A 26,423-nucleotide genomic window follows, 5' to 3' on the forward strand; every position below is an offset into this window, starting at 1 on the left:
GCGCCCGCAGCCCCGGCCCCGGCCCCGGCAGCCCCGGCCGCGACCGCTCCGGCGGCCGCACCGTCCGGTGACGGCAGCCCGTACGTGACCCCCCTGGTCCGGAAGCTGGCCGCCGACAACAACGTCGACCTCTCGACGGTCACCGGCACCGGCGTCGGTGGACGCATCCGCAAGCAGGACGTGCTCGCCGCAGCCGAGGCCAAGAAGGCCCCGGCCGCACCGGCAGCCGCACCCGCGGCCGCGGCCCCGGCCGCCCCCGCAGCCGGCGTCCGGCCCGAGCTCGCGCACCTGCGCGGCACCACCCAGAAGGTCAACCGGATCCGCCAGATCACGGCGGTCAAGACCCGGGAGTCGCTGCAGACCACCGCGCAGCTGACCCAGACCTTCGAGGTCGACGTCACCAAGATCGTCGCCCTGCGCGCCCAGGCCAAGGCCGGGTTCGCCGAGCGCGAGGGCGTGAACCTGACCTTCCTCCCGTTCTTCGCGAAGGCCGTCGTCGAAGCGCTCGGGGCACACCCGAACGTCAACGCCAGCTACAACGAGGACGCCAAGGAGATCACCTACCACGCGGCCGAGCACCTGGGCATCGCCGTGGACACCGAGCAGGGCCTGCTCTCCCCGGTGATCCACAACGCGGGCGACCTCTCCCTGGCCGGTCTCGCCCGGGCGATCGCGGACATCGCGAAGCGGGCCCGCTCCGGCGGCCTCAAGCCGGACGAGCTGGCCGGCGGCACCTTCACGATCACCAACATCGGCAGCCAGGGTGCGCTGTTCGACACCCCGATCCTGGTGCCGCCGCAGGCCGCCATGCTCGGCACCGGTGCGATCGTCAAGCGCCCGATGGTGATCACCGACGAGAACGGCAACGAGTCCATCGGCGTCCGGTCGATGTGCTACCTGCCGCTCACCTACGACCACCGCCTGATCGACGGCGCCGACGCGGGTCGGTTCCTCACCACGATCAAGCAGCGGCTCGAGGAAGCCTCGTTCGAGGCCGATCTCGGGCTGTAGACAACGCCGGTTCCGCCTGTCCGGGGGTGCCATCGATCCGTCGATGGTGCCCCCGGCGGCGTTTGAGGAGGCAGCACGATGCGAGTGACAATCGCCGGCTCGTCCGGCTTGATCGGGTCATCCCTGGTGGCGTCGCTGCGGGCCGACGGCCACGAGGTCCGGCGCTTGGTGCGACGTACGACGGCGGGTCCGGACGAGTACCGGTGGGCGCCCGAACACGGCACGATCGACGCGCACGCGCTCGACGGCGCCGACGCCGTCGTGAACCTGTGCGGCGCCGGGATCGGCGACAAGCGATGGACCGGGACCTACAAGCAACTCCTGCGCGACAGCCGGATCGTCTCCACCGACGTGATCTCGCGGGCGGTGGCGACCGCGGGAGTGCCGACCCTGGTCAACGCCAGCGCCGTCGGCATCTACGGCGACACCGGCGAACGCGTCGTCGACGAGAGCGCACCCCCCGGTTCCGGATTCCTCGCCGAGCTGTGCCGCGACTGGGAGGGCGCCACCGACCCCGCACGCGCGGCGGGTGTGCGGACGGTGCTGCTGCGGAGCGGCACCGTGATCTCGCCCCGCGGCGGGCTGCTGGGTCGGCTCCGTCCGCTGTTCCGGTTCGGCCTCGGCGGCCGCCTGAGTACCGGGAGGCAGTACCTGTCCTGGATCTCGCTGGAGGACGAACTCGAGGCGATCACCTTCGCGCTGCGCTCCGAGACGCTCGCCGGTCCCGTCAACCTCACCGGGCCGTCGCCGGCGACGAACGCGAGCTTCACGGCCGAACTCGGGCGCGCGCTGCACCGCCCGTCACCCTGGGTGGTGCCCGCCGTCGCGGTGCGCGCCCTGGTCGGTGAATTCGCGGACGAGGCCGTGCTCGTCGGCCAGCGGGCGCTGCCCACCGCGCTCGAGCACGCCGGGTTCACCTTCCACCACAACACGATCGGTGAGGCGATCGACGCAGCACTGTCGGACTGAGGCCGCCGGAACGGCCCCGGTGACCGCGCGCCGCGGCCGGGCGTAACGTGTGGCCAATGGGCAGCACATCCTCGGTCCGGTTCAGCGCGGATCCCCTCGAGGTCAGACACCTCGGCCACATCGACTACCTGGCGGCGTGGGACCTCCAGCGCGAGCTGGCCCTGGAACGAGCCGAGGACCGCGGCCGGGACACCCTGCTGCTGCTCGAGCATCCGTCGGTGTACACCGCCGGGCGTCGCACCGCCCCGGAGGACCGGCCCACCGACGGCATCCCGGTGATCGACGTGGACCGCGGCGGCAAGATCACCTGGCACGGGCCCGGACAGTTGGTCGGCTACCCGATCGTCAAGCTCGCCGTGCCGGTCGACGTCGTGAACTACGTCCGGCGGATCGAGGAGGCACTGATCTCCGTCTGCACCGATCTCGGCATCGGATGCGGACGCGTCGAGGGCCGCTCCGGAGTGTGGCTGCCCGCCTCGCTGACCGGCGGGTCCTGGCTGCCCGAGCGCAAGATCGCCGCGATCGGCGTGCGGATGCAGCGCGGGGTCGCCATGCACGGCTTCGCGATCAACTGCGACGCGGACCTCGGGGCCTTCGACGAGATCATCCCGTGCGGCATCGCCGACGCCGGGGTCACCTCGCTCTCCCGCGAACTCGGACGTGCGGTCACCGTCGCCGAGATCACCCCGGCGGTCGTCGCCGCGGTCTCGGCTGCCCTCGACGGCGAACTCGAGGTGACCACGCACGACATCGAGCGCATCACCTTCGACCAGGCGGCCGCCGCGACGGCCCCGACCGAGTTCACCACCCACCGGTTCGCCTGACGTTCGCGCCTGCCGTCTCCCGGTCGTCCGACGTCATCGCCCCGGGCGTAGCATCGAATCCGTGACTGTGGCCCCAGAAGGACGCAAGCTGCTCCGTATCGAGATCCGAAACGCGGAGACCCCCATCGAACGCAAACCCAACTGGATCAAGACCCGAGCCAAGATGGGCCCGGAGTACTCCGAGCTCAAGGGTCTGGTCAAGCGAGAGGGTCTGCACACGGTCTGCGAAGAGGCCGGCTGCCCCAACATCTACGAGTGCTGGGAAGACCGCGAGGCGACCTTCCTCATCGGCGGCGAGCAGTGCACCCGCCGTTGCGATTTCTGCCAGATCGACACCGGCAAGCCCGACGCGCTCGACCGCGACGAGCCGCGCCGCGTCGCCGAGTCCGTGCAGGCGATGGGTCTGCGGTACTCCACGATCACGGGCGTCGCCCGTGACGACCTCGAGGACGGCGGCGCCTGGCTGTACGCCGAAACGGTCCGCCAGATCCACGCCCTGAACCCGGGCACCGGAGTCGAGAACCTGATCCCCGATTTCAACGGCAAGCCGGAACTGCTGGCGGAGGTGTTCGAGTCCCGGCCGGAGGTCCTCGCGCACAACGTCGAGACCGTGCCCCGGATCTTCAAGCGCATCCGTCCCGCGTTCCGGTACGAGCGTTCGCTGGGTGTCCTGACCGCCGCCCGCGACTTCGGCCTGGTCACCAAGTCGAACCTGATCCTCGGCATGGGCGAGACGCCCGACGAGATCCGGCAGGCGCTGGTCGACCTGCACGAGGCCGGCTGCGACATCATCACGATCACCCAGTACCTGCGCCCGTCGCCGCGGCACCATCCCGTCGAACGCTGGGTCAAGCCGGAGGAGTTCGTCGATCACTCCCAGTTCGCCACCGAGCTCGGCTTCGCGGGCGTGATGGCCGGGCCGCTGGTCCGCTCCTCCTACCGGGCCGGCCGACTCTACGCACAGGCGATGGCGCACCACGGTCGCGAGCTGCCCGAGGGCCAGGCACATCTCGCCGACGGGGGCAGCGCCTCACAGGAAGCCAGCTCGCTGATGGAGCGGCTCGCCCGCGCCTGAGCCCGACCACCACTCGGGTGCGATTCGCCTCCGGCCAGGGACGTATCCTGTGACGTATGGCGAACGGCAAGGGCAAGCCCACCAAAGAGGCGAAGGCTGCGGCGAAAGCGGCCCGTAAGCAGGCATCGAAGGAGCGCAGGAGCCAGCTCTGGCAGGCATTCCAGATGCAGCGCAAGGAAGACAAGCTGCTGCTGCCGCTGATGATCGGCGCCGTCGTCGGGCTCGCCGTGGTGTTCTTCCTGGTCGGCCTCATCTTCGGCATCGAGTGGTTCCTGCTGCCGATCGGCATCCTGCTCGGCGTGCTCGCCGCGTTCATCATCTTCGGCAGGCGTGTGCAGAAGACCGTGTACGGCAAGGCCGAGGGTCAGGCGGGCGCGGCCGCGTGGGCGCTGGACAACCTGCAGGGTGGCTGGCGGGTGTCCAACGCGATCGCGGGCACCACCCAACTCGACGCGGTGCACCGGGTGATCGGACGGCCCGGCGTCATCCTGGTCGCCGAGGGTTCGCCCCAGCGGGTGAAGTCCCTTCTCGCGCAGGAGAAGAAGAAGACCGCGCGGCTGGTCGGCGACACCCCCATCTACGACATCGTCATCGGGAACGACGAGGGCCAGGTTCCGCTGTCGCAGCTGCAGAAGTACCTCTCGAAGCTGCCGAAGAACATCGACTCCAAGCGGATGGACTCGATCGAGGCGCGGCTCGCGGCGCTCGGCACCCGCGGCGGCCCGGCGATGCCGAAGGGCCCGCTGCCCGGCGGCGCGAAGATGAAGGGCGTGCAGCGCACCATGCGCAGGCGCTGATCTTCCCCGAACGACGAAGGGCCCTCGACGCGTCTCGCGTCGGGGGCCCTTTCGTTGTTCGGGGCGACGTGCGTCAGCGCGACCGCACCAGCGCGGTGCCGGTGGCGCGGTCGTGCATGCCGCGACCGTCGAGGTCGGTGATCAAGGCGGGCACCACGAACACCAGCAGGACCTGGCGGGCAAGCGCGCGCACGATGCCGACGGGCACCGGCCTGTCGACCCGGGCCACCTGCAATCCGACACAGAACTGGCCGGGGGTGAACGAGAACAACGACACGGTGACCACGCCGACGACGAACCAGACGAGCAAGATGATGTTGCCGAGGCGGCCGTCCAGTGCGTCTCCCCCGAGGATCAGCAGCGCGACACCGCCGCCCATCAGCCAGTCGAGCATGAAGGCTGCGAGCCGACGGCCGGTGCCGACCAACGAGCCGGGGCCCGTCTCGGGCAATCCGAGTCGCTCACCCCGGTAGAAGTTCTCGGTGCCGTCCTCACCCTTGGGAAGGGCCGCCGAGGGGCCAGAGAGCCAGGATCCGGTCATTCGCGCCATGCATCCAGGATAGGCCCAGCGTGGCGGGCCGATCACGATGGCCCGCGGAGGGTGTGATCTACGCCGTTTGTCGAGACGTGTAACACTGGCGAAACACAACCTTGATTGCTGGGCAACACCAGGTCCATACCGTCTGTCTCGACGCAAGCCGCCGCAATGCACAATCGGCAGGCACCAACTGAAGGAGCACACGCGTGGCGTTCACCACGGCCGAAGAGGTCATCAACTACATAGCCGACGAAAAGATCGAGTACGTCGACATCCGGTTCAGCGACCTGCCGGGCGTTCAGCAGCACTTCTCGATCCCGGCGTCCGCTTTCAACAAGGACGTCTTCGAGGACGGTCTCGCGTTCGACGGTTCGTCCGTCCGCGGCTTCCAGTCGATCCACGAGTCGGACATGATGCTCCTGCCCGACGTCACCACCGCTCAGATCGACCCGTTCCGCGCCGCCAAGACGCTGAACATCAACTTCTTCGTGCACGACCCGTTCACCCGTGAGTCCTACAGCCGCGACCCGCGTAACGTCGCGCGCAAGGCCGAGGAGTACCTGGTCAGCACCGGCATCGCCGACACCGCGTACTTCGGCGCCGAGGCCGAGTTCTACATCTTCGACTCGGTTCGCTACGACTCCGGAATGAACGGCGCCTTCTACGAGCTGGATTCCGTCTCCGGCTCCTGGAACACCGGCAACGAGGTCAACGCCGACGGCAGCCCGAACCTCGGCTACAAGGTCCGCCCCAAGGGTGGCTACTTCCCCGTCGCGCCGTACGACCACTACGTCGACCTGCGCGACGAGATCTCCACCAACCTGCAGAACGCGGGCTTCGAGCTCGAGCGCGGCCACCACGAGGTGGGCACCGGCGGCCAGCAGGAGATCAACTACAAGTTCAACACGCTGCTCGCGGCCGCGGATGACCTGCAGCTGTTCAAGTACATCGTGAAGAACACCGCCTGGCAGCACGGCAAGTCGGCCACCTTCATGCCGAAGCCGCTGTTCGGCGACAACGGCTCGGGCATGCACGTGCACCAGTCGCTGTGGAAGGACGGCAAGCCGCTGTTCCACGACGAGTCCGGCTACGCCGGCCTGTCCGACATGGCGCGCCACTACATCGGCGGCATCCTGCACCACGCCCCGTCGCTGCTGGCCTTCACCAACCCGACGATCAACTCGTACCACCGCCTGGTGCCGGGCTACGAAGCCCCCATCAACCTGGTGTACAGCCAGCGCAACCGCTCCGCGGCCGTGCGCATCCCGATCACCGGCAACAACCCGAAGGCCAAGCGCCTCGAGTTCCGCGCGCCGGACTCCTCGGGCAACCCGTACCTGAACTTCGCCGCGCAGATGATGGCCGGCCTGGACGGCATCAAGAACAAGATCGAGCCGCAGGCGCCCGTCGACAAGGACCTCTACGAGCTCCCGCCGGAGGAGGCCCGCAACATCCCGCAGGCCCCCACCAGCCTGGCGACGGTCATCGACCGCCTCGAGGCGGACCACGAGTACCTCACCGAGGGTGGCGTGTTCACCACCGACCTGATCGAGACCTGGATCTCGATCAAGCGCGAGCAGGAGATCGCCCCGGTCAACCTGCGGCCGCACCCGTACGAGTTCCAGCTGTACTACGACGTCTAAATCGACGTCTGAGTCGTCACCGCTGAACGGCTGAACACACAACGGCGCCCCGACCATTGCTGGTCGGGGCGCCGTTGTGCTGAGGGGGTCAGTACCGCCGGGCCGCGGTGAAGGGCATCGAGTCGAGCGGCGCTCGCTTGACCGACTGGCCGGTCGTCGGCGCGTGCACGACCATGCCGCCGCCGGCGTACAGGCCGACGTGCTCGGTGCCGTAGAACAGCACCACGTCGCCCGGCTGCAGATCGCCCTTGCCGACCGGCGATCCGCCGTTGATCTGGTCATATGTCGTCCGCGGCACGGAGACGCCCGCCTGTCGGAACGCCCACTGGACCAGACCCGAGCAGTCGAAGCTGTCCGGTCCGGTCGCACCCCAGACGTAGGGGGCGCCGATCTTGGTCTGCGCCGCGTCGACGGCGCGCTGTCCGTGCGAGACCACGGCCGGCGGAGCGACCGAACCCACGGGCGGCGCACCGGGGATCTCGATGTTCCCCACCCCCGGGATGTTGAGCGGCTGTGCCATCGCGGGGGCGACGGGGAGCATCACCGTTCCCACGGTGATCGCCCCCAGCAGCAGGCCACGGGCGATTCGGTTGTTCTTCTGCAGGCGGGTCGTGCTCATGCGAGGGGTCCTCCGGATGTTCCGATGACCGAAACCTCGTGTGGCCCGGTCGGCTGTCGAAACCCAGAGTTCCTTCGTTGCCTATTCGAAACATCGGGAGAACTACCCGAACAGGTACCCGGTTCGTGATAATCGGGTACCTGTTCGTGATGGTTTGTTTACCTGGCCCGATACCGTACCGGCCGCCCGGTCGACACCGCGCTCCCTCGCCCGCCACGGTTCCCGCGCGAGCCCGACACCCGCGCTATGGGGTGTTGATGTAGTCCTCGATCGCCTTCTGCGCCTTGGGATTCCCGTTGCCGATGCCGATGAGTGCACCGGTGACGGCACCGGTCGGCAGACCGATCATGCAGCCGGCGAGACTCCCGGGGAACATCGAGAGGCATCCCACGCCCAGCCCGATTGCCGCACCGATCGCCGTTCCCGCCGCGCCGCCGTTGGCCCAACCGAGATTCAGCTCGTTGAGCATGTTCTCCAGCGCCGCCTGCTTCTGGTCGACCAGGTGCACTCCCGGGACCACCGGTCGCGGAGGGCTGTCGTTCGGGGCGGTCGGGGCGGCCTGCGCTGTCCCCGCTCCGGCGATCACCGCCGCGGCGAACAGGGCCGATACTGACGTTCGGGTCATCAGTTTCATGTCGATCCTCACCTTGCCGACGAAGGACGAATCCGGACCCGACTGTAACGTCCGCTCGCGGCACCGGGTGGGCGAAACGCCGCAATTTCCCCACCCCTCCCGGCGCTCGATTCGATGGACGGTCGTCCGAGTTCCGCTGGCCGCGTGCGCACCTACCGGGGCGTCGGCCGTGAACGAGCGACGGCGGGTGCACACTCGGCGGCGGGCCGACACGCCCTATGTCCCTGACGACCCGCCACGGTCAGGCGCCGAAGGTGTGCTCCACCACGGCCTTCGCCCGGCGCGTGACGCGCAGGTAGTTGTCCAGGAACTCCCCCGCGTCGCCGCTGTCCCAGCCGGCGACCTGCGCGACCGCGGCCAGCACCCGGCCCGGTCCCGGCAGCTGGTCGGTGGGCTTGCCGCGCACCAGGACCAGGGCGTTGCGCGCCTTGGTCGCCGTGAGCCAGGCCTCGCGGAGCAACTCGATGTCGGTCTCGCTCATCAGTTCCGCCGCGCCGATCGCGTCCAGCGTCTGCAGGGTCGAGGTGTTGTGCAGGGCAGGCACATCGTGGGCGTGCCGGAGCTGGATCAGCTGCACCGTCCACTCCACGTCGGCGAGGCCGCCGCGTCCGAGTTTGGTGTGGGTGGCCGGGTCGGCGCCGCGCGGCAACCGCTCGGAGTCGACCCTGGCCTTGATCCGCCGGATCTCGCGGACCGCCTGTTCGGAGACCCCGCCCTCCGGGTACCGGGTCTGGTCGATCATGTGCAGGAACCGCAGGGCGAGGTCCGGGTCCCCCGCGGCGGTGTGCGCACGCAGGAGCGCCTGGATCTCCCAGGCCTGCGCCCACTGCCGGTAGTACGCCTCATACGACGCCAACGTCCGCACCAAGGGACCGTTGCGCCCCTCGGGGCGCAGGCCGGTGTCCACCTCGAGCGGCGGATCCGTGCTCGGCGCGCCGAGCAGCTTCTGAACGCGATCAGCAATGCTGTTGGCCCACTTGACCGCCCGGACCTCGTCCTCACCGGGCCGGGGCTCGCACACGAACAACACGTCCGCGTCCGAGCCGTAGCCGAGCTCCCCGCCGCCGAGCCTGCCCATCCCGATCACCGCGAACGATGCGGGCGCCGGCCCGCCCAGTTCGGCCTCGCTGGCCCGGATCACGGCGTCCAGCGCGGCCCCGAGCACCGCCGCCCACACCGAGGACAGCGCGCGGCACACCTGCGGCACGTCGAGCAGGCCCAGCACGTCGGCCGACGCCACCCGCGCGAGCTCGTGCCTGCGCAACGAGCGAGCGGCACCGACCGCGCGGACCGGATCGTCGTAACGCGCGGAGGAGGACAGGATCCCGCGCGCGACCTCGTCCGGGTCGACATCGAGCAGCCGTGGTCCGTTCGGCCCGTCGGCGAACATCCGCAGCACGTCGGGCGCCTTGATCAGCAGGTCCGGGATGTAGGCGCTCGACCCGAGCACGATCATCAGGCGCTGGGCCACCGCGCCCTCGTCACGGAGAACCCGCAGGAACCAGTCCTGCTCGAGCATGGCCTCGGACAGCCTGCGATAGGCGAGGAGACCGGCGTCGGGATCCGGTGTGTCACCGAGCCATTCGAGCAACGTCGGCAGCAGCAGCGCCTGGATGCGGCCCTTGCGTGAGGCGCCGCCGGTCAGCGCCTTCAGGTGTCCGAGGGCGTTCTCGGGCGCGCTGTAGCCGAGCGCGGCGAGCTGGCGGGTCGCCGCGTCCGGACTCAACCGGATCGCGTCCTTGTCCAGCCGGGCAACCGATTCCAGCAGCGGACGGTAGAAGAGCTTGGCATGCAGGCGACGGATCCGGTGCGCGTTGCGCTTGACCTCGGCGTTGAGGACACCGAGCGCGTCCTTCTGGCCGTCCGGCCGCATGTGCGCGGCCCGCGCCAGCCAGCGCAGCGCCTCCTCGTCGTCCGCGGGCGGCAGCGTGTGCGTGCGCTTGAGTTTCTGGAGCTGCAGTCGGTGCTCGATCAACCGCAGGAACTCGTACGAGGCAGCGAGATTGGCGGCGTCGTCGCGCCCCACGTAGCCTCCGGCCGCGAGCGCGGTCAGCGCATCCACGGTGCTCTTCACGTGCAGCGATTCGTCGGCACGACCGTGCACCAACTGCAGCAACTGCACGGCGAACTCGACGTCGCGCAGGCTGCCGCGGCCGAGCTTGATCTCCCGTTCGCGCAACTCCGGCGGCACCATCTCCTCGACCCGGCGGCGCATGGCCTGCAGGTCCACGACGAAGTCCTCGCGCTCGGAGGCCGTCCACACCATCGGGCTCAGCGCGTCGACATAGCGGTCGCCGAGTTCGAGGTCGCCCGTCGACGGCCGCGCCTTGAGCAGCGCCTGGAACTCCCAGGTCTTGGCCCAGCGCTTGTAATACGCGATGTGCGAGTCGAGGGTGCGGACCAGTTCGCCGCGCTTGCCCTCGGGCCGCAGCGCCGCGTCCACCTCGAAGAAGGCGGCCGAACCCACCCGCATCAGTTCGCCCGCGAGCCGACTGGTGGACGCGTCCGATGGTTCCGCGACGAACACCACGTCGACGTCGCTGACGTAGTTCAGTTCGCGCGCACCGCATTTCCCCATCGCGATCACGGCGAGCCGCGCCGGACACGGGTGATCGGGGTAGATCTCCGCGACCGCGACGGCGAGCGCCCCGGTCAGCGCGGCGTCGGCCATGTCGGAGAGCTGACGGCCGACCGTCTGGTACGGCAGGACGGGCTCGTTCTCCACGGTGGCGGCCAGGTCGGAGGCCGCCAACACCATCAGCTGGTCGCGGTACGTCTTGCGCAGCGCGGCGATCGCGGCCGGCCCGGTGATACCCGCCCGGTACACCAGGTTGGTCTCGGACGCGCTGCCGTCGGGGGTGGCCTTCACGCTCGCCAGCAACTCGTCGGTGAGCTCGTCCCGGCTCGGCAGCGGGAGCTCCCCCGCCAGCAACCGCCAGCCGGCCGGGTCGGCGACGAGGTGGTCGCCGAACGCGCTGGAGGCTCCGATCAGTCCGAACAGCCTGCCCCGCAAGGCCGTATCGGAGCGGAGCTCGGCGTCGAGTTCGGCCCAGGCGTCACCGAGACGGTCCTTGACGCGAACCAGTGTGCGCAGTGCCAGGTCGGCGTTCGCGGCCCGGGAGAGGGCCCAGAGCAGTTCCAGACTCTCCGGGTTCGCCCAGTCGAGGTCGGCGAGCTCGTCCGCTGCGGTCGGCTCGACGAGGCCGAGGCGGCCGACGCTGGGGATGGTGGAACGGGCAGTAGGCGGCTTGACCATCGGCGCTTACAGACCCAGGTAGGTCTTGAGCTCGAACGGGGTCACCTGGCTGCGATACTCCTCCCACTCACGCCGCTTGTTGCGCAGGAAGAAGTCGAACACGTGCTCCCCCAGCGCCTCCGCGACGAGTTCGGACTTCTCCATCTCGCGCAGCGCCTCGTCGAGGCTGCCCGGCAGCTCCCGATACCCCATGGCGCGGCGTTCGGCGGACGTCAGGGCCCACACGTCGTCCTCGGCCTCGGGCGGCAGCTCGTATCCCTTCTCGATGCCGCGCAGTCCGGCGGCCAACAGCACCGCAAAGGTGAGGTACGGGTTGCAGGCCGAGTCTGGGCTGCGGATCTCGACGCGACGCGAGGACGCCTTGTTCGGTGTGTACATCGGCACCCGGATCAGGGCGGAGCGGTTCGACGGGCCCCAGGACGCGGCGGTCGGCGCCTCGCCGCCGTGGATCAGCCGCTTGTAGGAGTTCACCCACTGGTTGGTGACCGCACTGATCTCGTTGGCGTGTTCGAGGATGCCCGCGATGAACGCCTTGCCGGTGTCCGAGAGCTGCATCGGGTCGTCCGGGTTGTGGAAGGCGTTGTTCTCGCCCTCGAACAGGCTCATGTGGGTGTGCATGGCCGAGCCGGCCTGATCGCTGAACGGTTTTGGCATGAACGTCGCCCGCACCCCCTCGGCGATCGCGACCTCCTTGACCACGTAGCGGAAGGTCATCACGTTGTCGGCCATCGAGAGCGCATCGGCGTAGCGCAGGTCGATCTCCTGCTGCCCGGGCGCGGCCTCGTGGTGGCTGAACTCGACGGAGATGCCCATCGACTCGAGCGCGTCGATGGCGTGCCTGCGGAAGTTCGGCGCGGAGTCGTGCACGGCCTGGTCGAAGTACCCGCCGCTGTCCGCGGGCACCGGCGGGGAGCCGTCGGCCGGACCGTTCTCGAGCAGGAAGAACTCGATCTCGGGGTGCACGTAGCAGCTGAACCCCAGGTCGCTGGCCTTGCTCAGCTGCCGACGCAGCACGTGTCGCGGGTCGGCCCACGACGGCGTCCCGTCGGGCATCGCGATATCGCAGAACATGCGCGCGGAGTGCTGCGCGCCGTCCTTGTGCGCCCAGGGCAGGATCTGGAACGTCGACGGGTCCGGCTTGGCGACGGTGTCCGCCTCGGAGACCCGCGAGAAGCCCTCGATCGCCGAACCGTCGAACCCGATGCCCTCACTGAAGGCGCCTTCGAGCTCGGCCGGGGCGATCGCCACCGACTTCAGGTAGCCGAGCACATCGGTGAACCACAGTCGGACAAAACGGATGTCGCGCTCTTCGAGGGTGCGGAGCACGAATTCCTTTTGGCGATCCATGTCCGCGAGAGTAGGCACAGTCCGTTAAATCTGTGTTACATCGTGAAATCGGTTACTAACACGTGAGGTCGGCCTGCGGTTCGGTCAGCTCGGTGAGGTACTCGACCACGGGGTCGTCGACACATGAGACCCCGTTCATCGCGACGGTGTGCTGGGTCCCCCGATAGGTGATCAGGGCCGCCCCGAGCTGCTTGGCGAGCTCCACCCCCGCCTGATAGGGGGTGGCGGGATCCTCGGTCGTCGAGATCACCACGACCTGCGGCAGCCCGGCCGCGTCGATCGTGTGCGGGCTCCCGGAACTGGGCACCGGCCAGAACGCGCACGTGTCCAGCGGGGCGTTGCCCGTGCCTCGGCCGTCGTCGAGGAACGGCGCAGCCCGCCGGAACTCGACGTCCGCCGCGCCCGCCTCCGCCCGGTCGGTGACCGGCGGATCGTCGACGCAGCGAACCGCGTTGAACGCGTCGTCGATGTTGCTGTAGCTGCCGTCCGCCTGGCGACCCTCGTACGTGTCGGCCAGCTGCAGGAGGGTGTCGCCGTGCCCATCGGCGAGCGAGGTCAGCCCGCCCCGGAGCATCCCCCACAGGCTCTGCGAGTACAGCGCCTGCTGGACCCCGGTGATCGCATCCTGGTAGCCCAGGCCCCTCGGATCGGTGGTGTCGGCCGGCTTGTCCACCAGCGGACCGACCAGCTCCTGGAACCTCGCCGTGAACCTGGCCGGGTCGGTGCCGAGTGGGCAGTCGCCGGACGTCGCGCAGTCCGCGGCGAACGCGTCGAACGCCCGCTGGAAGCCGGCCGCCTGCAGCACCACCTCGGCGACCGGGTCCTGATTCGGATCCAGTGCTCCGTCGAGCACCATCGCCCGCACGTTCGCGGGGAACGTCTCGGCGTAGCTGGAACCGAGACGGGTGCCGTAGGAGTACCCGAGGTAGCTCAGCTTCTCGTCGCCGAGCACCGACCGGATCACGTCCATGTCCCGGACCACCTCGCGGGTGCCGACGTGCTCGAGGAACTTCGCCCCGGTCCGCTCGGCGCACTTGCGTGCGTAGTCGGCGTTCCTCGCCTCGATCCCGGCGATCCCGGCCGGACTCATGTCCACGGCGGGGTCCGCGCGCTTCTCGTCGACCTCCGTGGGCGTCAGGCAGCGCACCTGCGGGGTCGACGCCCCGATGCCGCGTGGGTCGAAACCGATGACGTCGAACCGCTCGTCCATCGCGGTGCCCGCGCCGTCGATCGCCATGGCCAATCCCGATGCACCGGGCCCGCCGGGGTTGACCAGGAGGGAACCGATCTTGTCTCCGGTGGCCCGGTTCCGGGAAATCGCCACCTGCGCGGTGTCCCCGGACGGGTCCGCGTAGTCCACCGGCACCGTGATCCTGGCGCACTCGAGCCGGCTCGCCAGTGGCTGCCCATCCGTGCTGTAGCCCTCGCAGGACCCCCACTCCGGGGTCTGCGTGTAGAACGCCTCCAGGCCGGCGGGCACCGCGCCCGCGCCCGGCCGGAAATCGCCCGACGACAGCTCGGCCGACTCCCCCTGCGCGGAACCGTCGACCACGCCCCCGCATCCGGCGACCATGGCCGCGGAGAGCGCCCCCACGGCCAGTGCGACAGGGACTCGACGAGACATGAGCATGCCCTCGATGGTGCCACGGGCCTCGAACCGGGCCGGTCCGCGCACTTTCGGCAGGGTTGTGCCCGCTGTGCGGGCGAATCCTTGCCGAATCCGACCTTCGAGAGGAACCGATCGGCTCGTCCTGCGTCGAACAGTGCATGAAGGCGACCCAGCTGCACGCGATCACGGCCCGCCAGGACGGCGTCATCACGCTCGGCCAGGCCCGCGCGACCGGGATGAGTGAGTCGGCGGTGAGCCGTCGCGTGACGACAGGTCAATGGCGTCGGCTCCGCCGAGGCGTGTTCCTCCGCGCGGATCACCCGCTGACCCATGCAGCTGCACTGCGCGCGGCCGTGTACGGGTCGGGACCGGACGCCGTCGCATACGGTCCGAGCGCCGCGTGGTGGCACGGTCTCACCGAAGCCCCACCGACCAGGCATTGGGTGACGGTCCCACGTGGGCGCCCCGCGTCACCCGACCCGTCCATCCGGATGCGGCGACGCGACCTGAGCTGGGAGGACATCGGGACTTTTCGGGGTCTCGGCGCAACCGAACTGCCATTGACGGCCTTGGAGGCGGCGGTCGAACTCCGGGACGGCTCGACCCTGCTCGATCGTGTCCTGCAGCGACACACCGCCCTGCCGATCCTGATCGCCGTACACGAGCGAAACCGCGGACGGGCCGGCACCGCGGCGGCGGACAGGTTGCTCCGATCGGCCGGCGAGGGTGGCCATTCCGAGGCCGAGCGGATCTTGCACCGCCTGCTCCGTTCCGCCGGGCTCACCGGATGGTCCGCGCACGTGTGGGACCGCGGTTTCGAGATCGACGTGGCGTTCGCCGCGCAGCGCCTCGCGATCGAGGTGGACGGGTGGGCCTGGCACCGCGATCCCGCGCGGTTCAATCGAGATGCCGAGCGCCAGAACATCCTGGTCAATGCCGGCTGGCACGTGCTGCGGTTCACCTGGCACCGGCTCACCCTCGACCCGGAGGGAGTGCTCGCCGAGATCCGAACCGCCCTCGCTCGGCGCTGACTTGATCCGGCTGAGTCCCGCCCGCAATCCGGGTGAATCCCTGCCGGATCCGGTGTGACCAATTGCACGTCACCGGCTGTTCTCGGGTCGGTCGACCGGTGGCAGACTGGGCTGCGTCATCACCCACAACCCGGGGACCCGCACTGGGCCTCGAGGCACGAAAGGGACACTGATGTCCGAGAACACCGCACCCTACGGTTCCGCGCCCGCTCAGCCGGCCGCCAAGCGAACCAAGATCCGCACCCACCACCTGCAGGCCATGAAGGCCGAGGGCGAGCGCTGGGCGATGCTCACCGCGTACGACTACTCGACCGCTCGGATCTTCGACGAGGCAGGCATCCCGGTACTCCTGGTCGGCGACTCCGCCGCGAACGTCGTATACGGCTACGACACGACGGTGCCGATCACCATCGACGAACTGATTCCCCTGGTCCGCGGCGTGGTCCGCGGCGCCCCGCACGCCCTCGTCGTCGCCGACCTGCCGTTCGGCAGCTACGAGTCCTCCCCCGAGCAGGCGCTGGCCACCGCCACGCGCTTCATGAAGGAGGGCCAGGCCCACGCGGTCAAGCTCGAGGGCGGCGAGCGGGTCACCGCGCAGATCGCCGCGATCACCGCCGCGGGCATCCCGGTGATGGCGCACGTCGGCTTCACCCCCCAGTCGGTGAACAGCCTCGGCGGTTTCCGCGTGCAGGGTCGCGGCGACGGCGCCGAGCAGCTCGTCGCGGACGCGATCGCCGTGCAGGAGGCGGGTGCGTTCTCCGTGGTCATGGAGATGGTGCCCGCCGAGATCGCCGGGCAGGTCACCCGGAAACTGACCATCCCGACCGTCGGCATCGGCGCGGGCGCCGAATGCGATGCGCAGGTACTGGTCTGGCAGGACATGGCCGGCTACACCAGCGGCAAGACCGCGAAATTCGTCAAGAAGTTCGCCGCCGTCGGCGACGAACTGCGCGGCGCGGCGGCCGCCTACGCCGCCGAGGTCCGGTCCGGCACCTTCCCCGCCGAGGAACACAGCTTCTGACGCGGCCCCGTGCGGCGCGACCCGCCCTCTCACGAGGGCGGGTTGTCGCCGCGCGATGGCACACTCGATGACAACGGCGCGCGCGGGTAACCCGCTGCCCGCCACACACTTCACCGAAAGACAGGGTGCCTACATGTTCCATCGTCGTTTCGCGGCTGCCGTCGCAGGAGCCGCCGCGGTCGTCGCGCTCGCGAGCGGATGCGCCACCGACACCGCCCCGAACCCGGCCCCCGCGCCGAGCGGCGGCACCGGCTCCCTGCCCGCCACCTCGGTCGCGCCGGCACCCGACGCCGCGGCCACGGGCGGCGTCACCGAGATGCAGGCCGCCAAGCTGTGCGCGGACATGCAGGCGCAGCTGCAGAGCTGGCGCACCTACACCCCGACCATCGGCAAGGGCGGACTGAACACCGTCGTCGCCACCTGGGCCGCCCAGAACGGCATCAACGTCATCGAGCTGATGGGCAACAAGGCCCGGATCGACGCGATCACCCAGGCGCAGTGCGCGGATGTGCGCGCCGAGGCCATCGAATCGCTGCGGATCCCGGACCTCGCGTCGGGCCTGATCGGGTTCTGACACCGATGCGGGCCCCGTACCCCGAGATCGAGCCGCACCGCGCCGGGCACCTCGACGTCGGCGACGGGCAGCGCATCTACTGGGAGGTCAGCGGCAACCCCGACGGCAAGCCGGTGGTGTTCCTGCACGGCGGGCCCGGCGGCGGTACCAACCCCGACCACCGCCGGTTCTTCGACCCCGACGCCTACCGGATCGTGCTGTTCGACCAGCGCGGATGCGGGCGGTCGACACCGCACGTCGCCGACGGCGCCGACCTCTCGGTGAACACCACCGCGCACCTCATCGCCGACATCGAGGCGCTGCGCACCCATCTCGGGGTGCGGAGCTGGCAGGTGTCCGGCGGTTCCTGGGGTTCGACGCTGGCGTTGGCGTACGCGCAGGCGCACCCGGACCGCGTCACCGAGCTGGTGCTGCGCGGGGTGTTCCTGCTGCGCCGCAGCGAGATCGACTGGTACTACAACGGCGGTGCGAGCGCGATCTACCCCGACCTGTGGGAGGGCTTCCTCGCCCCGGTGCCCGAGGCGGAGCGCGACGGCGACCTCGTCGAGGCCTACCATCGCCTGCTGCACTCCCCCGATGCCGACGTCGCGCTGGCGGCCGCGGTCGCCTGGTCCACCTGGGAGGGCGCCACCAGTTCGCTGCTGCCCCGGCCCACCCATGTCGAGGAGACCGCCGAGCCCCGCTTCGCGCTGGCGTTCGCGCGAATCGAGAACCACTACTTCCGCAACCACGGCTTCCTCGCGGAGGGCCAGCTGCTCCGGGACATCGCCGCGATCGAGTCCGTGCCCGCGGTGATCGTCCAGGGTCGATACGACGTGGTGTGCCCGGCCACCAGCGCCTGGGCGCTGCACAGGGCCTGGCCGTCCGCTCGCCTGGTGATCGTCGACGACGCGGGGCACGCCGCCAACGAACCGGGGATCACCCATCACCTGGTCGAGGCGACAGACGCCTTTCGTAACTGACGCCCCCGTTCCTCGACGGCAACGGGTCCGGGCGGGTAGACCTGACTCATGGGCACGGGGCGCACACGGGACGGGGCCGAGATCGTGCTGGCCGCGCTGCGCGGCTATGCCGACGAGCTGGATGCCCACGCGGACGAGGTCCGCCGCGACGAGTTCGACTCCGTGCATCAGATGCGGGTGTCGACGCGCCGCCTGCGCAGCGTCCTCGGCAGCTTCCGGTCGTTGTTCCCGGATGGCGCCACCGACGGCGTTCGAGCCGAACTCCGATGGCTGGGTACGGTTCTCGGCAACGCCCGTGACGCGGAGGTGCTGGCCGAGCGATTCCGCGGGATGCTCGATGCGCAGCCACCCGACCTGGTGCGCGGCCCCGTTCGCCATCGACTGGTCCAGGCCAACGAGCTCGCCTACCGCGCTGCGCACACCGCTGCCGTCGCCGCGCTCGACGGACCTCGCTACGAAGCGTTGCTGGCCTCGCTGGGCGCGTTGCTGGCGGCGCCCCCGGCGGACGGCACCGGCCTCGTCGCGGCCGGGATCGAGAAGGCGTACCGCCGGACGCGCAGAGCGGGCACACAGGCCGGGCTCGTCAAGCGGGACAAGGGCGAGACCACGCCCGAGCGATTGCACACGGTGCGCAAGCGCGCGAAGGCGTTGCGATACGCCGCGGAGGCGGCCGACGCGACCCACCCGTCGCCACGAAAGGTCGGCAAGGCCGCCAAACGACTGCAGACGGTGCTCGGGGAACACCAGGACTCCGTCGTCGCCCAAGAACGCCTGATGGCCGCCGCGGATGTGGCGCGCGCCGCGGGCGAGGACACCTTCACCTATGGCGTGCTGTCCGCCGTCGAGCGGAGCGCGGCCGGCGACCATGCGTCCCGGGCGCGAACCCTGTTGCGCACGATCAGGTCTGCGGGCCGGAAGCTGTAGCCGGGTAGCCGAACTTCACCGCCCGCGCTGCGACGTCGGCCTGAACTAGACGCACCGACACCGCCTTGCCCTCCGGCGGATCACCGAGACACTTACCGATCACCGTCGCCTGCGGCGCGAAGACCTCGGCCTCGCGCTTGCCGTTCACCCCACGCAGCACCACCGCGTCGAACACCTCGCCCTCGCGACCCGCGAGCAGCGTCGCCTCGGTGAGGTCCACGCAGGCCCGATCGACCTTGCTGGCGAGCGTGTCCGAGCCCTTCATCAGTTCGGCAAGCGAGGGCAGCGCGTCGCGAACCCATTGCGGCACCGGCGTTCCGGCACAGATCGCCAGGCACACCTCGGTGCTGAAACGATCCGAGAGGCGACGCAGCGGCGCCGTGACGTGGGCGTACGGCGCACCGATCCCGGAGTGCGCGACCAGCTCCGGGACCTCGCCGTCGAATGCGGCATACCCGGCTCCGCGCAGCAGAGCGGTCGCCTCGGTCATCATCACCAGCGTGTCGGGCGTGTTCGGCTCCAGCCCGGCGAGAAACTCCCCCACCGGGACCTGGGCCGGCCAGTTCATGCCGAGTGCCCCCGCGGCCTTGCGCAGCGCGGCGATCGCACCGGGGGCGGGGGCAGGCAGCGTCCGCAGCAGTCCGATGCCCGCCTCGATCATCAGCTTCGCGGCGCACATCCCGGTGAGCAGCGACACCTCCGCGTTCCAGTCGTCCGCCTCGGTGCGCGGCTGCAGCTCGAGCCGCCAGCCGTCGCCGTCGCCGACCACTTCCTGCTCGGGCAGCTTGAGCTCGATCGCGCCGCGGTCGAGTGCCGATGCCAGCCGCAGCTTGCCGAACTCGGGCAGGGCCGCGATGGAGGGATGCAACGAGCCGGACTCCGAATCAGCCTGCACCCCCGCATAGTCGAACCGGGCGACGGAGCGGACCAACGCGCGGGTGACCTCGACGGAGACCGGCTCCGCCCGCTCGTCGAGCTCGATTCGCCACAGCGCGGCCGGACGCACCAGATCGGGCAGCAGGCTGGCCGTGCCCTCGGACATCACCCGCGGGTGCAACGGCAGCGATCCGTCCGGCAGGTAGAAGGTCTGCCCACGCCGCCGGACCTCGACGTCGAGGTGGCCGCCGGGGACCAGGACCGCCGCGACGTCGGCGATCGCGTAGTGCAGCACGAACCCGGTGGGCGTGCGCTCGATGTGCAGTGCCTGGTCGAGGTCCATCGACGTCGGTGGATCGATGGTGACGAGCGCCAGGTCGGTTCGATCGGCGCGCTCGGCCGCGAAGCGATCGACCGCGGATTCCGCCTCCTCGAGGGCACTCTGGGGGAAGTCGGCGGTCAGCGAGAAGTCGGTCCTGATGGCCCCGAAGTCGATCCCGCGGGCGGAGATGCGCGTCATCACAATCACCGAGCCTAGTGCCTCGGTGGTTGTGGCCGACCGTCAGTTGTTCCAGTCGGCGTCGGCCTCGTCCGCGGCCTTGTTGCGCTCCGCGGCGATCTGCAACGCCCGCTCGGCCGTCGCGCGATCTGGATAGGGACCCATCCGGTCGAGCCCGCGGGCATCCTTGCCCTGCCGCACCGAGCCGTCCGACACGCAGTAGTACCAGAGGTGCTCTTCGTCCTCGCTCATCTCCTCAGTGTGCCCGCTTCCCTGGGACCTCACCATCCGAACCGCCGACCCGAAATGTTTTCGGCCCGTTCGCTTGAGGACTGCAGGCAAGCATGAGACTCTTACGCGCGGCGAGGTACGGCGCGCCACACCCACCGCACCCGTACCGAAGGATTCGCGAGGATCCGTGCTGCACCGCCTCAACCCGTATGAATGGAGAAATACCCGCATGGCCCCCATGTCTTACCTGCTCTACGATGCCCTCCTCCCGCATCTCGGAGCCGACGCCGCCACTCACTGGGCGACCACGCTGGTCGTCAACCCGATCTGAGTTCGGACGTCAACAGCGATGCCCCCGCCGATTCGGCGGGGGCATTCTTGTGCGCGCTTCCCGCCGTGCCCTGCTCCGCCAACCTCCGGTTGAGGTCGGCGATCTCCGCGGTGAGCCGGTGGATCTCGTCGGCCGCGTGCTTGGACCCGTCCTCCTGTGCAGCGGCGACCCGCTCGACAAACCAGGAGGCCAGCGACGCGGTGACCACGCCGAGCAACGCGACACCGCCGAGCATCAGCCCGAAGGCGATCAGGCGACCCTCCGAGGTGGTCGGGTACCGGTCCCCGTAGCCGACGGTGGTCACCGTCGTCATCCCCCACCAGAGCGCGTCCCCGAACCCCCTGATGTTCGCCTCCGGATTGGCCCGTTCCGCGTCGAGCACGGCCAGGGCGGCGCAGAACACCAACAGCCCGGTGCCCCCCACCACGTACGCGCCGACCCTGCCCCGGAAGGAGCCCGCCATGCTGCGGCTGAGCGCGGCCAGCACCACCACCAGGCGCAACGGGCGCAGCAGCGGGAGCACGAGCGCCACGAGTTCGAAGAGGTTGGCGCGGACGAAGTCCCACTTCCCTCGCGCGCGCACCAGCCGGTCTCCGTAGTCCAGCACGAAGGCCACCCAGGTGACGATCATCGTGACGTCACAGAGGAACCGCAGTCCCGGCGGCAGGTCGACCACCAGGATCGGGACTGCATAGGCAGCCAGGAAGACCAGCGATGCGACCGTGAGGACGGCGTCCCTCGACGACCTGAGCAGAGTCATCGGCAGAGAATATCGGCAGCCGACCGGAACACAGCCGGAAGTGGGCGGACGAGTTGGTCTGTAAGCCGGATCCTGTCCCCGGCGCCGAGGCGCCGGGTGGCGACCATCCATCTGGGCACACCGTTGCCGGGTACCTCGAGCGGTCCACCCGCAGGCTCGGGCGAGCAGCCCTCGAACACCTGCGCAGCCGCACCTTCGAGAAGGTGCGGCCTTCGACCTTGCTCCGGGCGGGGTTTACCTAGCCACCCCAGTCACCTGGGGTGCTGGTGCGCTCTTACCGCACCGTTTCACCCTCACCGACGCTCGCGCGCCGGCGGTCTGTTTTCTGTGGCACTGTCCCGCGGGTCACCCCGGGTTGCCGTTAGCAACCGCCCTGCTCTGTGGAGTCCGGACTTTCCTCGGCCCTGGGCCTGCGCGCGCGAGCGCACGGTTCCCCGAGCCGCGGCCGCCCGACCAACTCGTCCGCCGCTACAGACTACTGCCTGCCGCGCACACCTCGGACACTCGAACGCTTGTTTGAGCGGCGTCGACTGTCTACGGTCTAGCCATGGCTCGATACATCGCGTTGCTGCGGGGCGTCAACGTCGGCGGCATCAACATCAAGATGGCGGACCTCAAGGCCGCGATCTCCGATCTCGGATTCGACAACGTCACGACCGTATTGGCCTCGGGGAACGTGCTTTTCGACTCCGACCGCACCGACCGTGCGGCGATCAAATCCGACATCGAGTCCTGCCTGCGCGAGAGGTTCGGCTACGACGCCTGGATCGTGCTGGTGGACCACCCGACGCTGGCCGCGATCGTCGAGGCCTTCCCGTTCGAGGCCGACCGGGAGGGGTGGCACCCGTACGTGCTGCTGTCCTCGGATCCCGCGTCCCTGGACGACATGTTCGACGCCGCACGGTCACTCGCGCTCGGCGACGAGACCGTCGCGCTCGGCGAGGGTGTCCTGTACTGGCATGTCGAACGCGGGCAGACGCTGCAGAGCCCGTTCGGAAAGCTCAGCGCCAAGGTGAAGTACAAGTCGACGACGACCAACCGGAACCTGCGCACACTGCGCAAGTTGTTGTAGCGCGTCCGGGATCAGCCGGCGAGAACGAGAAATGGAAAGGAGTTCCTACTCCTTTCCATTTCCAATTTATAGCGCACCCGGGGGCTTGCGGCAAGGCCCGGGTCGTGCCGCAGAATGGCCCGCCGAAGCCAGAACCTGCGGAAACGGAGTGAGATGCGCGTGCGCTGTGATGACGTGAACCCCTTGACCACCAGCTCGTTCGACCTTCCCGACCGACTCAGCCACAAGGCCGACCCGACGCTGATCGCGGACGACGAGCAGCATTTCGCGGCCATCGCGGAGAGTCTCGAGGAGTCCATCGCCGACCTGACCGACCGCATCGGTGCCGCTCGCAAGGCACCCGGCCGCCTGGGCCAGGAGGCGATGGAGCGGGACATGTTGGTCCACCGGCTGACCGCTGAGCTGCGCGCCCTGCGACGCTTCGGGTTGGACCTGTGCCTCGGACGCATGGTCGGCGCAGACAACGCCGAGCCGGTGTACGTCGGACGACTCGGACTCATGGACGGTGCGGGTCGTCAGCTGCTGGTCGACTGGCGCTCCCCCGCGGCCGAGCCGTTCTTCGGAGCGACCCACGCCAACCCGATGGGGCTGGCCAGCCGCCGCAGGTATCGCTGGACCCGCGGCCGCGTCGGCGACTACTGGGACGAGGTGTTCACCCCGGACCTGTTGGGCACAGACGGCGTGCAGTCCAGCGCCGCGCTCGACGACCAGTCCGCGTTCATCGCCAGCCTCGGCAGCAACCGCTCGGCCCGGATGCGTGACGTTCTGGGCACCATCGCGGCCGACCAGGACGCCGTCGTCCGCGCGGGATCCCGTGGCGCGCTGGTCGTCGACGGCGGCCCGGGCACGGGCAAGACCGTCGTCGCGCTGCACCGCGCCGCGTACCTGCTCTACTCCGACCCCCGGCTCCGTCACGGCGTGCTGTTCGTCGGGCCGCACGAGCCCTACCTGTCGTACGTCGCCGATGTCCTGCCCAGCCTCGGGGAGGAGAGCGTGCAACTGTGCACCCTGCGGGATCTCGTCACCGAGGGTGCCGCGGCCACGGTCGAGACCGACCCGGACGTGGCCCGCCTGAAGTCGTCCGCCGATCTGGTGAAGGCGATCGACGCCGCCGTCAGGTTCTACGAGGAGCCGCCCACCACGGGGATGACCGTCGCGACCGAGTGGTCCGACATCTGGCTGAGCCCCGACGACTGGGCCGAGGCGTTCGGAGCACCGGAACCCGGCACTCCGCACAACGAAGCGCGCGAACAGATCTGGGAGCTGCTGCTCACCATCCTGGTGGACAAGCACGACGACACGGCCGCCCGGCACGCCTCGCCCGGTGGCGACGATCCGGCCGCCCAGCTCCGGAAATCGTTGCGGCAGAACGACGAACTGCGCGCGACCCTCGACAACGCGTGGACGATGATCGAAGCCGCCGACCTCGTCGGTGACCTGTGGTCGGTACCCGCCTACCTGCGCAAGTGCGCACCCTGGCTCAGCCCCGATGAGGTTCGGAAGCTGCAACGCACGGACGCCCAGGCCTGGACGGAGTCCGACCTGCCGCTCCTGGACGCCGCACGGCAGCGGCTCGGCAACCCAGAGGCGTCGAGGCGCCGGCGTCGCCACGCCGCCGCCGTCGCAGCCGAACGCGAGCAGAGGTCCAAGGTCATCGACGATCTGATCGCGTCCGACGCCTACGACGACGGCGAGGGCGTGATGACGCAGCTGCGACAGCGGGACCTGCAGGAGATGCTGGTCGACGAAGCCGCGCTGCCCGGCACCGACCCGGCTGGCTTCGATCAAAAACTGCTCGCCGGTCCCTTCGCGCACATCGTCGTGGACGAGGCCCAGGAACTGACCGACGCGCAATGGCAGATGTTGCTGCTCCGCTGCCCGTCCCGCAGCTTCACCATCGTCGGCGACCGCGCCCAGGCCCGGCACGGGTTCACGGAGTCGTGGCGTGAGCGGCTCGAGCGGGTCGGCCTCGACCGGATCGCGATGGCCGCGCTGAGCGTCAACTACCGGACGCCGGAAGAGATCATGACGGAAGCCGCACCGGTCATCCGGGCCGCGCTCCCCGACGCCAACGTGCCGACGTCCATCCGCAGCAGCGGCCTCCCCGTCGTCCACGGGTCCACCGCGGATCTGGGCTCGATCCTCGACACCTGGCTCGCCGAGAACGCCGAGGGGATCGCCTGCGTCATCGGCGCCGGTGACCACGAACACGGGACGTTCCGGGCTACGTCCCGTGTCCGGTGGTTGACCCCGGAGCTGTCGAAGGGGCTCGAGTTCGACCTGGTCGTCCTCGTCGACCCCGATGCGTTCGGCAAGGGCGTCGAAGGAGCGGTCGACCGCTATGTCGCCATGACCCGGGCGACCCAGCGACTGGTCATCCTGACGAGCTAGACGGTCACGGACTCCTTGTCCGCGGACGATGGGAGCTCGGGGTCCTCGTCGGCGAACGGATCGCCATTGCGGGGCGCGTTGTAGAGCTCCTCGTCGAGGATCCCCTCCCGCTTCGCGACGATGGTCGGGACCAGCGCCTGCCCGGTGACGTTGAGCGCGGTCCGGCCCATGTCGACGATCGGTTCGACGGCCAGCAGCAGACCGACCCCCGCGAGCGGCAGGCCCAGGGTGGAGAGGGTCAGCGTGAGCATCACGGTGGCCCCGGTGGTGCCCGCGGTGGCGGCGGAACCGATCACCGACACCACGACGATCAGCAGGTAGTCCGTCAGGCTCAGGTCGATGCCGTAGAACTGGGCCACGAAGATCGCGGCGATCGCCGGGTAGATCGCGGCGCAGCCGTCCATCTTGGTGGTCGCGCCGAGCGGCACGGCGAACGATGCGTACTCGCGCGGCACGCCGAGGTTGCGCTCGGTGACCCGCTCGGTCAGTGGCAAGGTGCCGATGGAGGACCGGGACACGAAGCCGAGCTGGGTGGCGGGCCACACGCCGGAGAAGAACTGCTTGACCGAGAGCCCGTGCACGCGAACGAGAATCGGGTAGACCACGAAGAACACGATGGCCAGGCCGATGTAGACGGCCAGGGTGAAGACACCCAGCTGGCCGATCGCGTCCCACCCGTAGGTGGCCACCGCCTTCGCGATCAGCGCGGCGGTCCCGATCGGGGCGAGGCGGATGATCCACCAGAGCACCTTCTGCACGATCGCCAGCAGCGCGGCGTTGAAGTTCAGGAACGGCTCGGCCTTCTCCCCCACCTTGAGCGCGGCGATGCCGATCGCGATCGCGATGACCAGCAGCTGCAGGACGTTGAAGCTCAGCGACGTGGTCGCGGCGCCTGCGTCGGTGACCGTCGTCTTCGCACCGAGCGCGAGGAAGTTCTGCGGCACCAGGCCGGTGACGAATGCCCACCAGGAGCCGGAGCCCTTCGGGACCGCGGCGTCGGCGGGATCGACCGAGGTGTTCGCGCCGGGCTGGGTGATCAGTCCGACCGCGATGCCGATCAGCACCGCGATGAAGGCGGTGATCGCGAACCAGAGCAGCGTCTGGACGGCCAGGCGCGCGGCGTTGGCGACCTGGCGCAGATTGGCGATGGAGCTGACGATCGCGGTGAAGACCAGCGGGATCACCGCGACGGTCAGCAGCGCGACGTAGCTCGAGCCGATCGTCGTGACGGTGCCGGTCAGCCAGTTCGGGCTGCCGTCGTCCGCCTTGGGCATCGAGCGGGCCAGCAGCCCGATGAGGACGCCTGCGATGAGGCCGGCGACGATCTGCGGGCCGAAGGAGGTTGCCCAGCCGGGCAGGCGCCGGGTGCGGGCGAGGGTGGGGGCCGACATGTGACGGACCTTTCGTGATGGGTGCGCAGCAGCAGGCA

General features: G+C 69.7%; 23 protein-coding genes and 1 other RNA gene. 13 read left to right on the top strand and 11 right to left on the bottom strand.

Annotation, left to right across the window (positions count from 1 at the left end; genetic code table 11):
• The 5 genes from sucB to ACFQS9_RS22205 all read left to right on the top strand — a co-directional run.
• Nucleotides 1-1,011, top strand: a 1,011-nt coding sequence (gene sucB, locus ACFQS9_RS22185) for a 2-oxoglutarate dehydrogenase, E2 component, dihydrolipoamide succinyltransferase (protein ID WP_378408684.1), incomplete at its 5' end; no start/stop codon positions are given.
• 78 nt (nucleotides 1,012-1,089) lie between these two features.
• A complete protein-coding gene (locus ACFQS9_RS22190; protein ID WP_378408686.1) occupies nucleotides 1,090-1,980 on the top strand; it encodes a TIGR01777 family oxidoreductase in 891 nt (296 codons plus the stop codon).
• Nucleotides 1,981-2,036: 56 nt separating this feature from the next.
• Nucleotides 2,037-2,804, top strand: a complete 768-nt coding sequence (gene lipB, locus ACFQS9_RS22195) for a lipoyl(octanoyl) transferase LipB (protein WP_378408689.1) — start codon at nucleotides 2,037-2,039, stop codon at nucleotides 2,802-2,804.
• Nucleotides 2,805-2,865: 61 nt separating this feature from the next.
• On the top strand, nucleotides 2,866-3,879 hold the full coding sequence (lipA, locus tag ACFQS9_RS22200; RefSeq protein WP_378408691.1) for a lipoyl synthase: 1,014 nt from the start codon (nucleotides 2,866-2,868) through the stop codon (nucleotides 3,877-3,879).
• 56 nt (nucleotides 3,880-3,935) lie between these two features.
• Entirely contained in the window at nucleotides 3,936-4,676 is a 741-nt protein-coding gene (locus tag ACFQS9_RS22205) for a DUF4191 domain-containing protein (protein WP_378408693.1), read from the top strand.
• A gap of 73 nt (nucleotides 4,677-4,749) precedes the next feature.
• Here ACFQS9_RS22205 and ACFQS9_RS22210 read toward each other — a convergent pair whose 3' ends face one another.
• Nucleotides 4,750-5,226 carry an RDD family protein gene (locus ACFQS9_RS22210; protein WP_378408695.1) on the bottom strand — a complete coding sequence of 159 codons (477 nt, stop codon included), beginning with the start codon at nucleotides 5,224-5,226 and terminating at the stop codon, nucleotides 4,750-4,752.
• A 194-nt stretch (nucleotides 5,227-5,420) separates the two neighbouring features.
• Between ACFQS9_RS22210 and glnA (ACFQS9_RS22215) the strand changes: the two genes are divergently transcribed.
• Nucleotides 5,421-6,857 carry a type I glutamate--ammonia ligase gene (gene glnA / locus ACFQS9_RS22215; protein WP_378408697.1) on the top strand — a complete coding sequence of 479 codons (1,437 nt, stop codon included), beginning with the start codon at nucleotides 5,421-5,423 and terminating at the stop codon, nucleotides 6,855-6,857.
• A gap of 88 nt (nucleotides 6,858-6,945) precedes the next feature.
• Here glnA (ACFQS9_RS22215) and ACFQS9_RS22220 read toward each other — a convergent pair whose 3' ends face one another.
• The 5 genes from ACFQS9_RS22220 to ACFQS9_RS22240 all read right to left on the bottom strand — a co-directional run bounded on the left by ACFQS9_RS22220 (nucleotide 6,946) and on the right by ACFQS9_RS22240 (nucleotide 14,343).
• Entirely contained in the window at nucleotides 6,946-7,476 is a 531-nt protein-coding gene (locus ACFQS9_RS22220; RefSeq protein WP_378408699.1) for an NlpC/P60 family protein, read from the bottom strand.
• A 244-nt stretch (nucleotides 7,477-7,720) separates the two neighbouring features.
• Nucleotides 7,721-8,101 (bottom strand): hypothetical protein, encoded by a 381-nt coding sequence (locus ACFQS9_RS22225; protein WP_378408701.1) that lies wholly within the window; start codon nucleotides 8,099-8,101, stop codon nucleotides 7,721-7,723.
• Nucleotides 8,102-8,351: 250 nt separating this feature from the next.
• Nucleotides 8,352-11,366 (bottom strand): bifunctional [glutamine synthetase] adenylyltransferase/[glutamine synthetase]-adenylyl-L-tyrosine phosphorylase, encoded by a 3,015-nt coding sequence (locus ACFQS9_RS22230; RefSeq protein WP_378408703.1) that lies wholly within the window; start codon nucleotides 11,364-11,366, stop codon nucleotides 8,352-8,354.
• A 6-nt stretch (nucleotides 11,367-11,372) separates the two neighbouring features.
• On the bottom strand, nucleotides 11,373-12,713 hold the full coding sequence (gene glnA, locus ACFQS9_RS22235) for a type I glutamate--ammonia ligase (RefSeq protein ID WP_378408705.1): 1,341 nt from the start codon (nucleotides 12,711-12,713) through the stop codon (nucleotides 11,373-11,375).
• 55 nt (nucleotides 12,714-12,768) lie between these two features.
• On the bottom strand, nucleotides 12,769-14,343 hold the full coding sequence (locus ACFQS9_RS22240) for an alpha/beta hydrolase (protein ID WP_378409050.1): 1,575 nt from the start codon (nucleotides 14,341-14,343) through the stop codon (nucleotides 12,769-12,771).
• 137 nt (nucleotides 14,344-14,480) lie between these two features.
• Here ACFQS9_RS22240 and ACFQS9_RS22245 point away from each other — a divergent pair, with 137 nt between their 5' ends.
• The 5 genes from ACFQS9_RS22245 to ACFQS9_RS22265 all read left to right on the top strand — a co-directional run bounded on the left by ACFQS9_RS22245 (nucleotide 14,481) and on the right by ACFQS9_RS22265 (nucleotide 18,834).
• Complete coding sequence (locus ACFQS9_RS22245) at nucleotides 14,481-15,353, top strand: DUF559 domain-containing protein (protein WP_378408707.1); 873 nt, start codon at nucleotides 14,481-14,483, stop codon at nucleotides 15,351-15,353.
• Between the two features lie 172 nt (nucleotides 15,354-15,525).
• A complete protein-coding gene (gene panB / locus ACFQS9_RS22250; RefSeq protein WP_378408709.1) occupies nucleotides 15,526-16,374 on the top strand; it encodes a 3-methyl-2-oxobutanoate hydroxymethyltransferase in 849 nt (282 codons plus the stop codon).
• 133 nt (nucleotides 16,375-16,507) lie between these two features.
• On the top strand, nucleotides 16,508-16,948 hold the full coding sequence (locus tag ACFQS9_RS22255; RefSeq protein WP_378408711.1) for a hypothetical protein: 441 nt from the start codon (nucleotides 16,508-16,510) through the stop codon (nucleotides 16,946-16,948).
• Between the two features lie 5 nt (nucleotides 16,949-16,953).
• The gene (gene pip, locus ACFQS9_RS22260; RefSeq protein ID WP_378408713.1) at nucleotides 16,954-17,910 is read left to right on the top strand and encodes a prolyl aminopeptidase; all 957 of its coding nucleotides are present in this window, start codon (nucleotides 16,954-16,956) and stop codon (nucleotides 17,908-17,910) included.
• A 48-nt stretch (nucleotides 17,911-17,958) separates the two neighbouring features.
• Nucleotides 17,959-18,834, top strand: coding sequence for a CHAD domain-containing protein (locus ACFQS9_RS22265; protein WP_378408715.1), 876 nt, complete (start codon nucleotides 17,959-17,961; stop codon nucleotides 18,832-18,834).
• Here the strand turns inward: ACFQS9_RS22265 and ACFQS9_RS22270 are convergent.
• The 4 genes from ACFQS9_RS22270 to rnpB all read right to left on the bottom strand — a co-directional run bounded on the left by ACFQS9_RS22270 (nucleotide 18,809) and on the right by rnpB (nucleotide 21,992).
• On the bottom strand, nucleotides 18,809-20,230 hold the full coding sequence (locus ACFQS9_RS22270) for an RNB domain-containing ribonuclease (protein WP_378408717.1): 1,422 nt from the start codon (nucleotides 20,228-20,230) through the stop codon (nucleotides 18,809-18,811). The genes ACFQS9_RS22265 and ACFQS9_RS22270 overlap by 26 nt on opposite strands.
• A 42-nt stretch (nucleotides 20,231-20,272) precedes the next feature.
• On the bottom strand, nucleotides 20,273-20,461 hold the full coding sequence (locus tag ACFQS9_RS22275) for a hypothetical protein (RefSeq protein ID WP_378408719.1): 189 nt from the start codon (nucleotides 20,459-20,461) through the stop codon (nucleotides 20,273-20,275).
• A gap of 296 nt (nucleotides 20,462-20,757) precedes the next feature.
• Nucleotides 20,758-21,531 carry a potassium channel family protein gene (locus ACFQS9_RS22280; RefSeq protein WP_378408721.1) on the bottom strand — a complete coding sequence of 258 codons (774 nt, stop codon included), beginning with the start codon at nucleotides 21,529-21,531 and terminating at the stop codon, nucleotides 20,758-20,760.
• Nucleotides 21,532-21,576: 45 nt separating this feature from the next.
• Nucleotides 21,577-21,992, bottom strand: an RNA gene (gene rnpB / locus ACFQS9_RS22285) — RNase P RNA component class A.
• An 86-nt stretch (nucleotides 21,993-22,078) separates the two neighbouring features.
• Here rnpB and ACFQS9_RS22290 point away from each other — a divergent pair.
• Nucleotides 22,079-22,603, top strand: a complete 525-nt coding sequence (locus ACFQS9_RS22290) for a DUF1697 domain-containing protein (protein WP_378408723.1) — start codon at nucleotides 22,079-22,081, stop codon at nucleotides 22,601-22,603.
• A gap of 174 nt (nucleotides 22,604-22,777) precedes the next feature.
• Nucleotides 22,778-24,994, top strand: coding sequence for an RNA polymerase recycling motor ATPase HelR (gene helR / locus ACFQS9_RS22295; protein WP_378408725.1), 2,217 nt, complete (start codon nucleotides 22,778-22,780; stop codon nucleotides 24,992-24,994).
• On the opposite strand, the gene ACFQS9_RS22300 is transcribed toward helR, so the two are convergent.
• The gene (locus ACFQS9_RS22300; RefSeq protein WP_378408727.1) at nucleotides 24,991-26,385 is read right to left on the bottom strand and encodes a dicarboxylate/amino acid:cation symporter; all 1,395 of its coding nucleotides are present in this window, start codon (nucleotides 26,383-26,385) and stop codon (nucleotides 24,991-24,993) included. The genes helR and ACFQS9_RS22300 overlap by 4 nt on opposite strands.
• Nucleotides 26,386-26,423: the final 38 nt, after the last annotated feature.

This window comes from Rhodococcus daqingensis, from assembly GCF_042665615.1.
GTDB lineage: Bacteria > Actinomycetota > Actinomycetes > Mycobacteriales > Mycobacteriaceae > Rhodococcus_G > Rhodococcus_G daqingensis.

What these genes read in the sequence shown, in the direction of transcription:
- ACFQS9_RS22190 (WP_378408686.1), top strand. Translation starts at nt 1,090, where the DNA reads ATGCGAGTGACAATCGCCGGCTCGTCCGGCTTGATCGGGTCATCCCTG.
- lipB (WP_378408689.1), top strand. Translation starts at nt 2,037, where the DNA reads ATGGGCAGCACATCCTCGGTCCGGTTCAGCGCGGATCCCCTCGAGGTC.
- ACFQS9_RS22205 (WP_378408693.1), top strand. Translation starts at nt 3,936, where the DNA reads ATGGCGAACGGCAAGGGCAAGCCCACCAAAGAGGCGAAGGCTGCGGCG.
- ACFQS9_RS22210 (WP_378408695.1), bottom strand. Translation starts at nt 5,226, where the DNA reads ATGGCGCGAATGACCGGATCCTGGCTCTCTGGCCCCTCGGCGGCCCTT.
- ACFQS9_RS22220 (WP_378408699.1), bottom strand. Translation starts at nt 7,476, where the DNA reads ATGAGCACGACCCGCCTGCAGAAGAACAACCGAATCGCCCGTGGCCTG.
- ACFQS9_RS22225 (WP_378408701.1), bottom strand. Translation starts at nt 8,101, where the DNA reads ATGACCCGAACGTCAGTATCGGCCCTGTTCGCCGCGGCGGTGATCGCC.
- ACFQS9_RS22230 (WP_378408703.1), bottom strand. Translation starts at nt 11,366, where the DNA reads ATGGTCAAGCCGCCTACTGCCCGTTCCACCATCCCCAGCGTCGGCCGC.
- glnA (WP_378408705.1), bottom strand. Translation starts at nt 12,713, where the DNA reads ATGGATCGCCAAAAGGAATTCGTGCTCCGCACCCTCGAAGAGCGCGAC.
- ACFQS9_RS22240 (WP_378409050.1), bottom strand. Translation starts at nt 14,343, where the DNA reads ATGCTCATGTCTCGTCGAGTCCCTGTCGCACTGGCCGTGGGGGCGCTC.
- ACFQS9_RS22245 (WP_378408707.1), top strand. Translation starts at nt 14,481, where the DNA reads ATGAAGGCGACCCAGCTGCACGCGATCACGGCCCGCCAGGACGGCGTC.
- panB (WP_378408709.1), top strand. Translation starts at nt 15,526, where the DNA reads ATGTCCGAGAACACCGCACCCTACGGTTCCGCGCCCGCTCAGCCGGCC.
- ACFQS9_RS22255 (WP_378408711.1), top strand. Translation starts at nt 16,508, where the DNA reads ATGTTCCATCGTCGTTTCGCGGCTGCCGTCGCAGGAGCCGCCGCGGTC.
- pip (WP_378408713.1), top strand. Translation starts at nt 16,954, where the DNA reads ATGCGGGCCCCGTACCCCGAGATCGAGCCGCACCGCGCCGGGCACCTC.
- ACFQS9_RS22265 (WP_378408715.1), top strand. Translation starts at nt 17,959, where the DNA reads ATGGGCACGGGGCGCACACGGGACGGGGCCGAGATCGTGCTGGCCGCG.
- ACFQS9_RS22270 (WP_378408717.1), bottom strand. Translation starts at nt 20,230, where the DNA reads ATGACGCGCATCTCCGCCCGCGGGATCGACTTCGGGGCCATCAGGACC.
- ACFQS9_RS22275 (WP_378408719.1), bottom strand. Translation starts at nt 20,461, where the DNA reads ATGAGCGAGGACGAAGAGCACCTCTGGTACTACTGCGTGTCGGACGGC.
- ACFQS9_RS22280 (WP_378408721.1), bottom strand. Translation starts at nt 21,531, where the DNA reads ATGACTCTGCTCAGGTCGTCGAGGGACGCCGTCCTCACGGTCGCATCG.
- ACFQS9_RS22290 (WP_378408723.1), top strand. Translation starts at nt 22,079, where the DNA reads ATGGCTCGATACATCGCGTTGCTGCGGGGCGTCAACGTCGGCGGCATC.
- ACFQS9_RS22300 (WP_378408727.1), bottom strand. Translation starts at nt 26,385, where the DNA reads ATGTCGGCCCCCACCCTCGCCCGCACCCGGCGCCTGCCCGGCTGGGCA.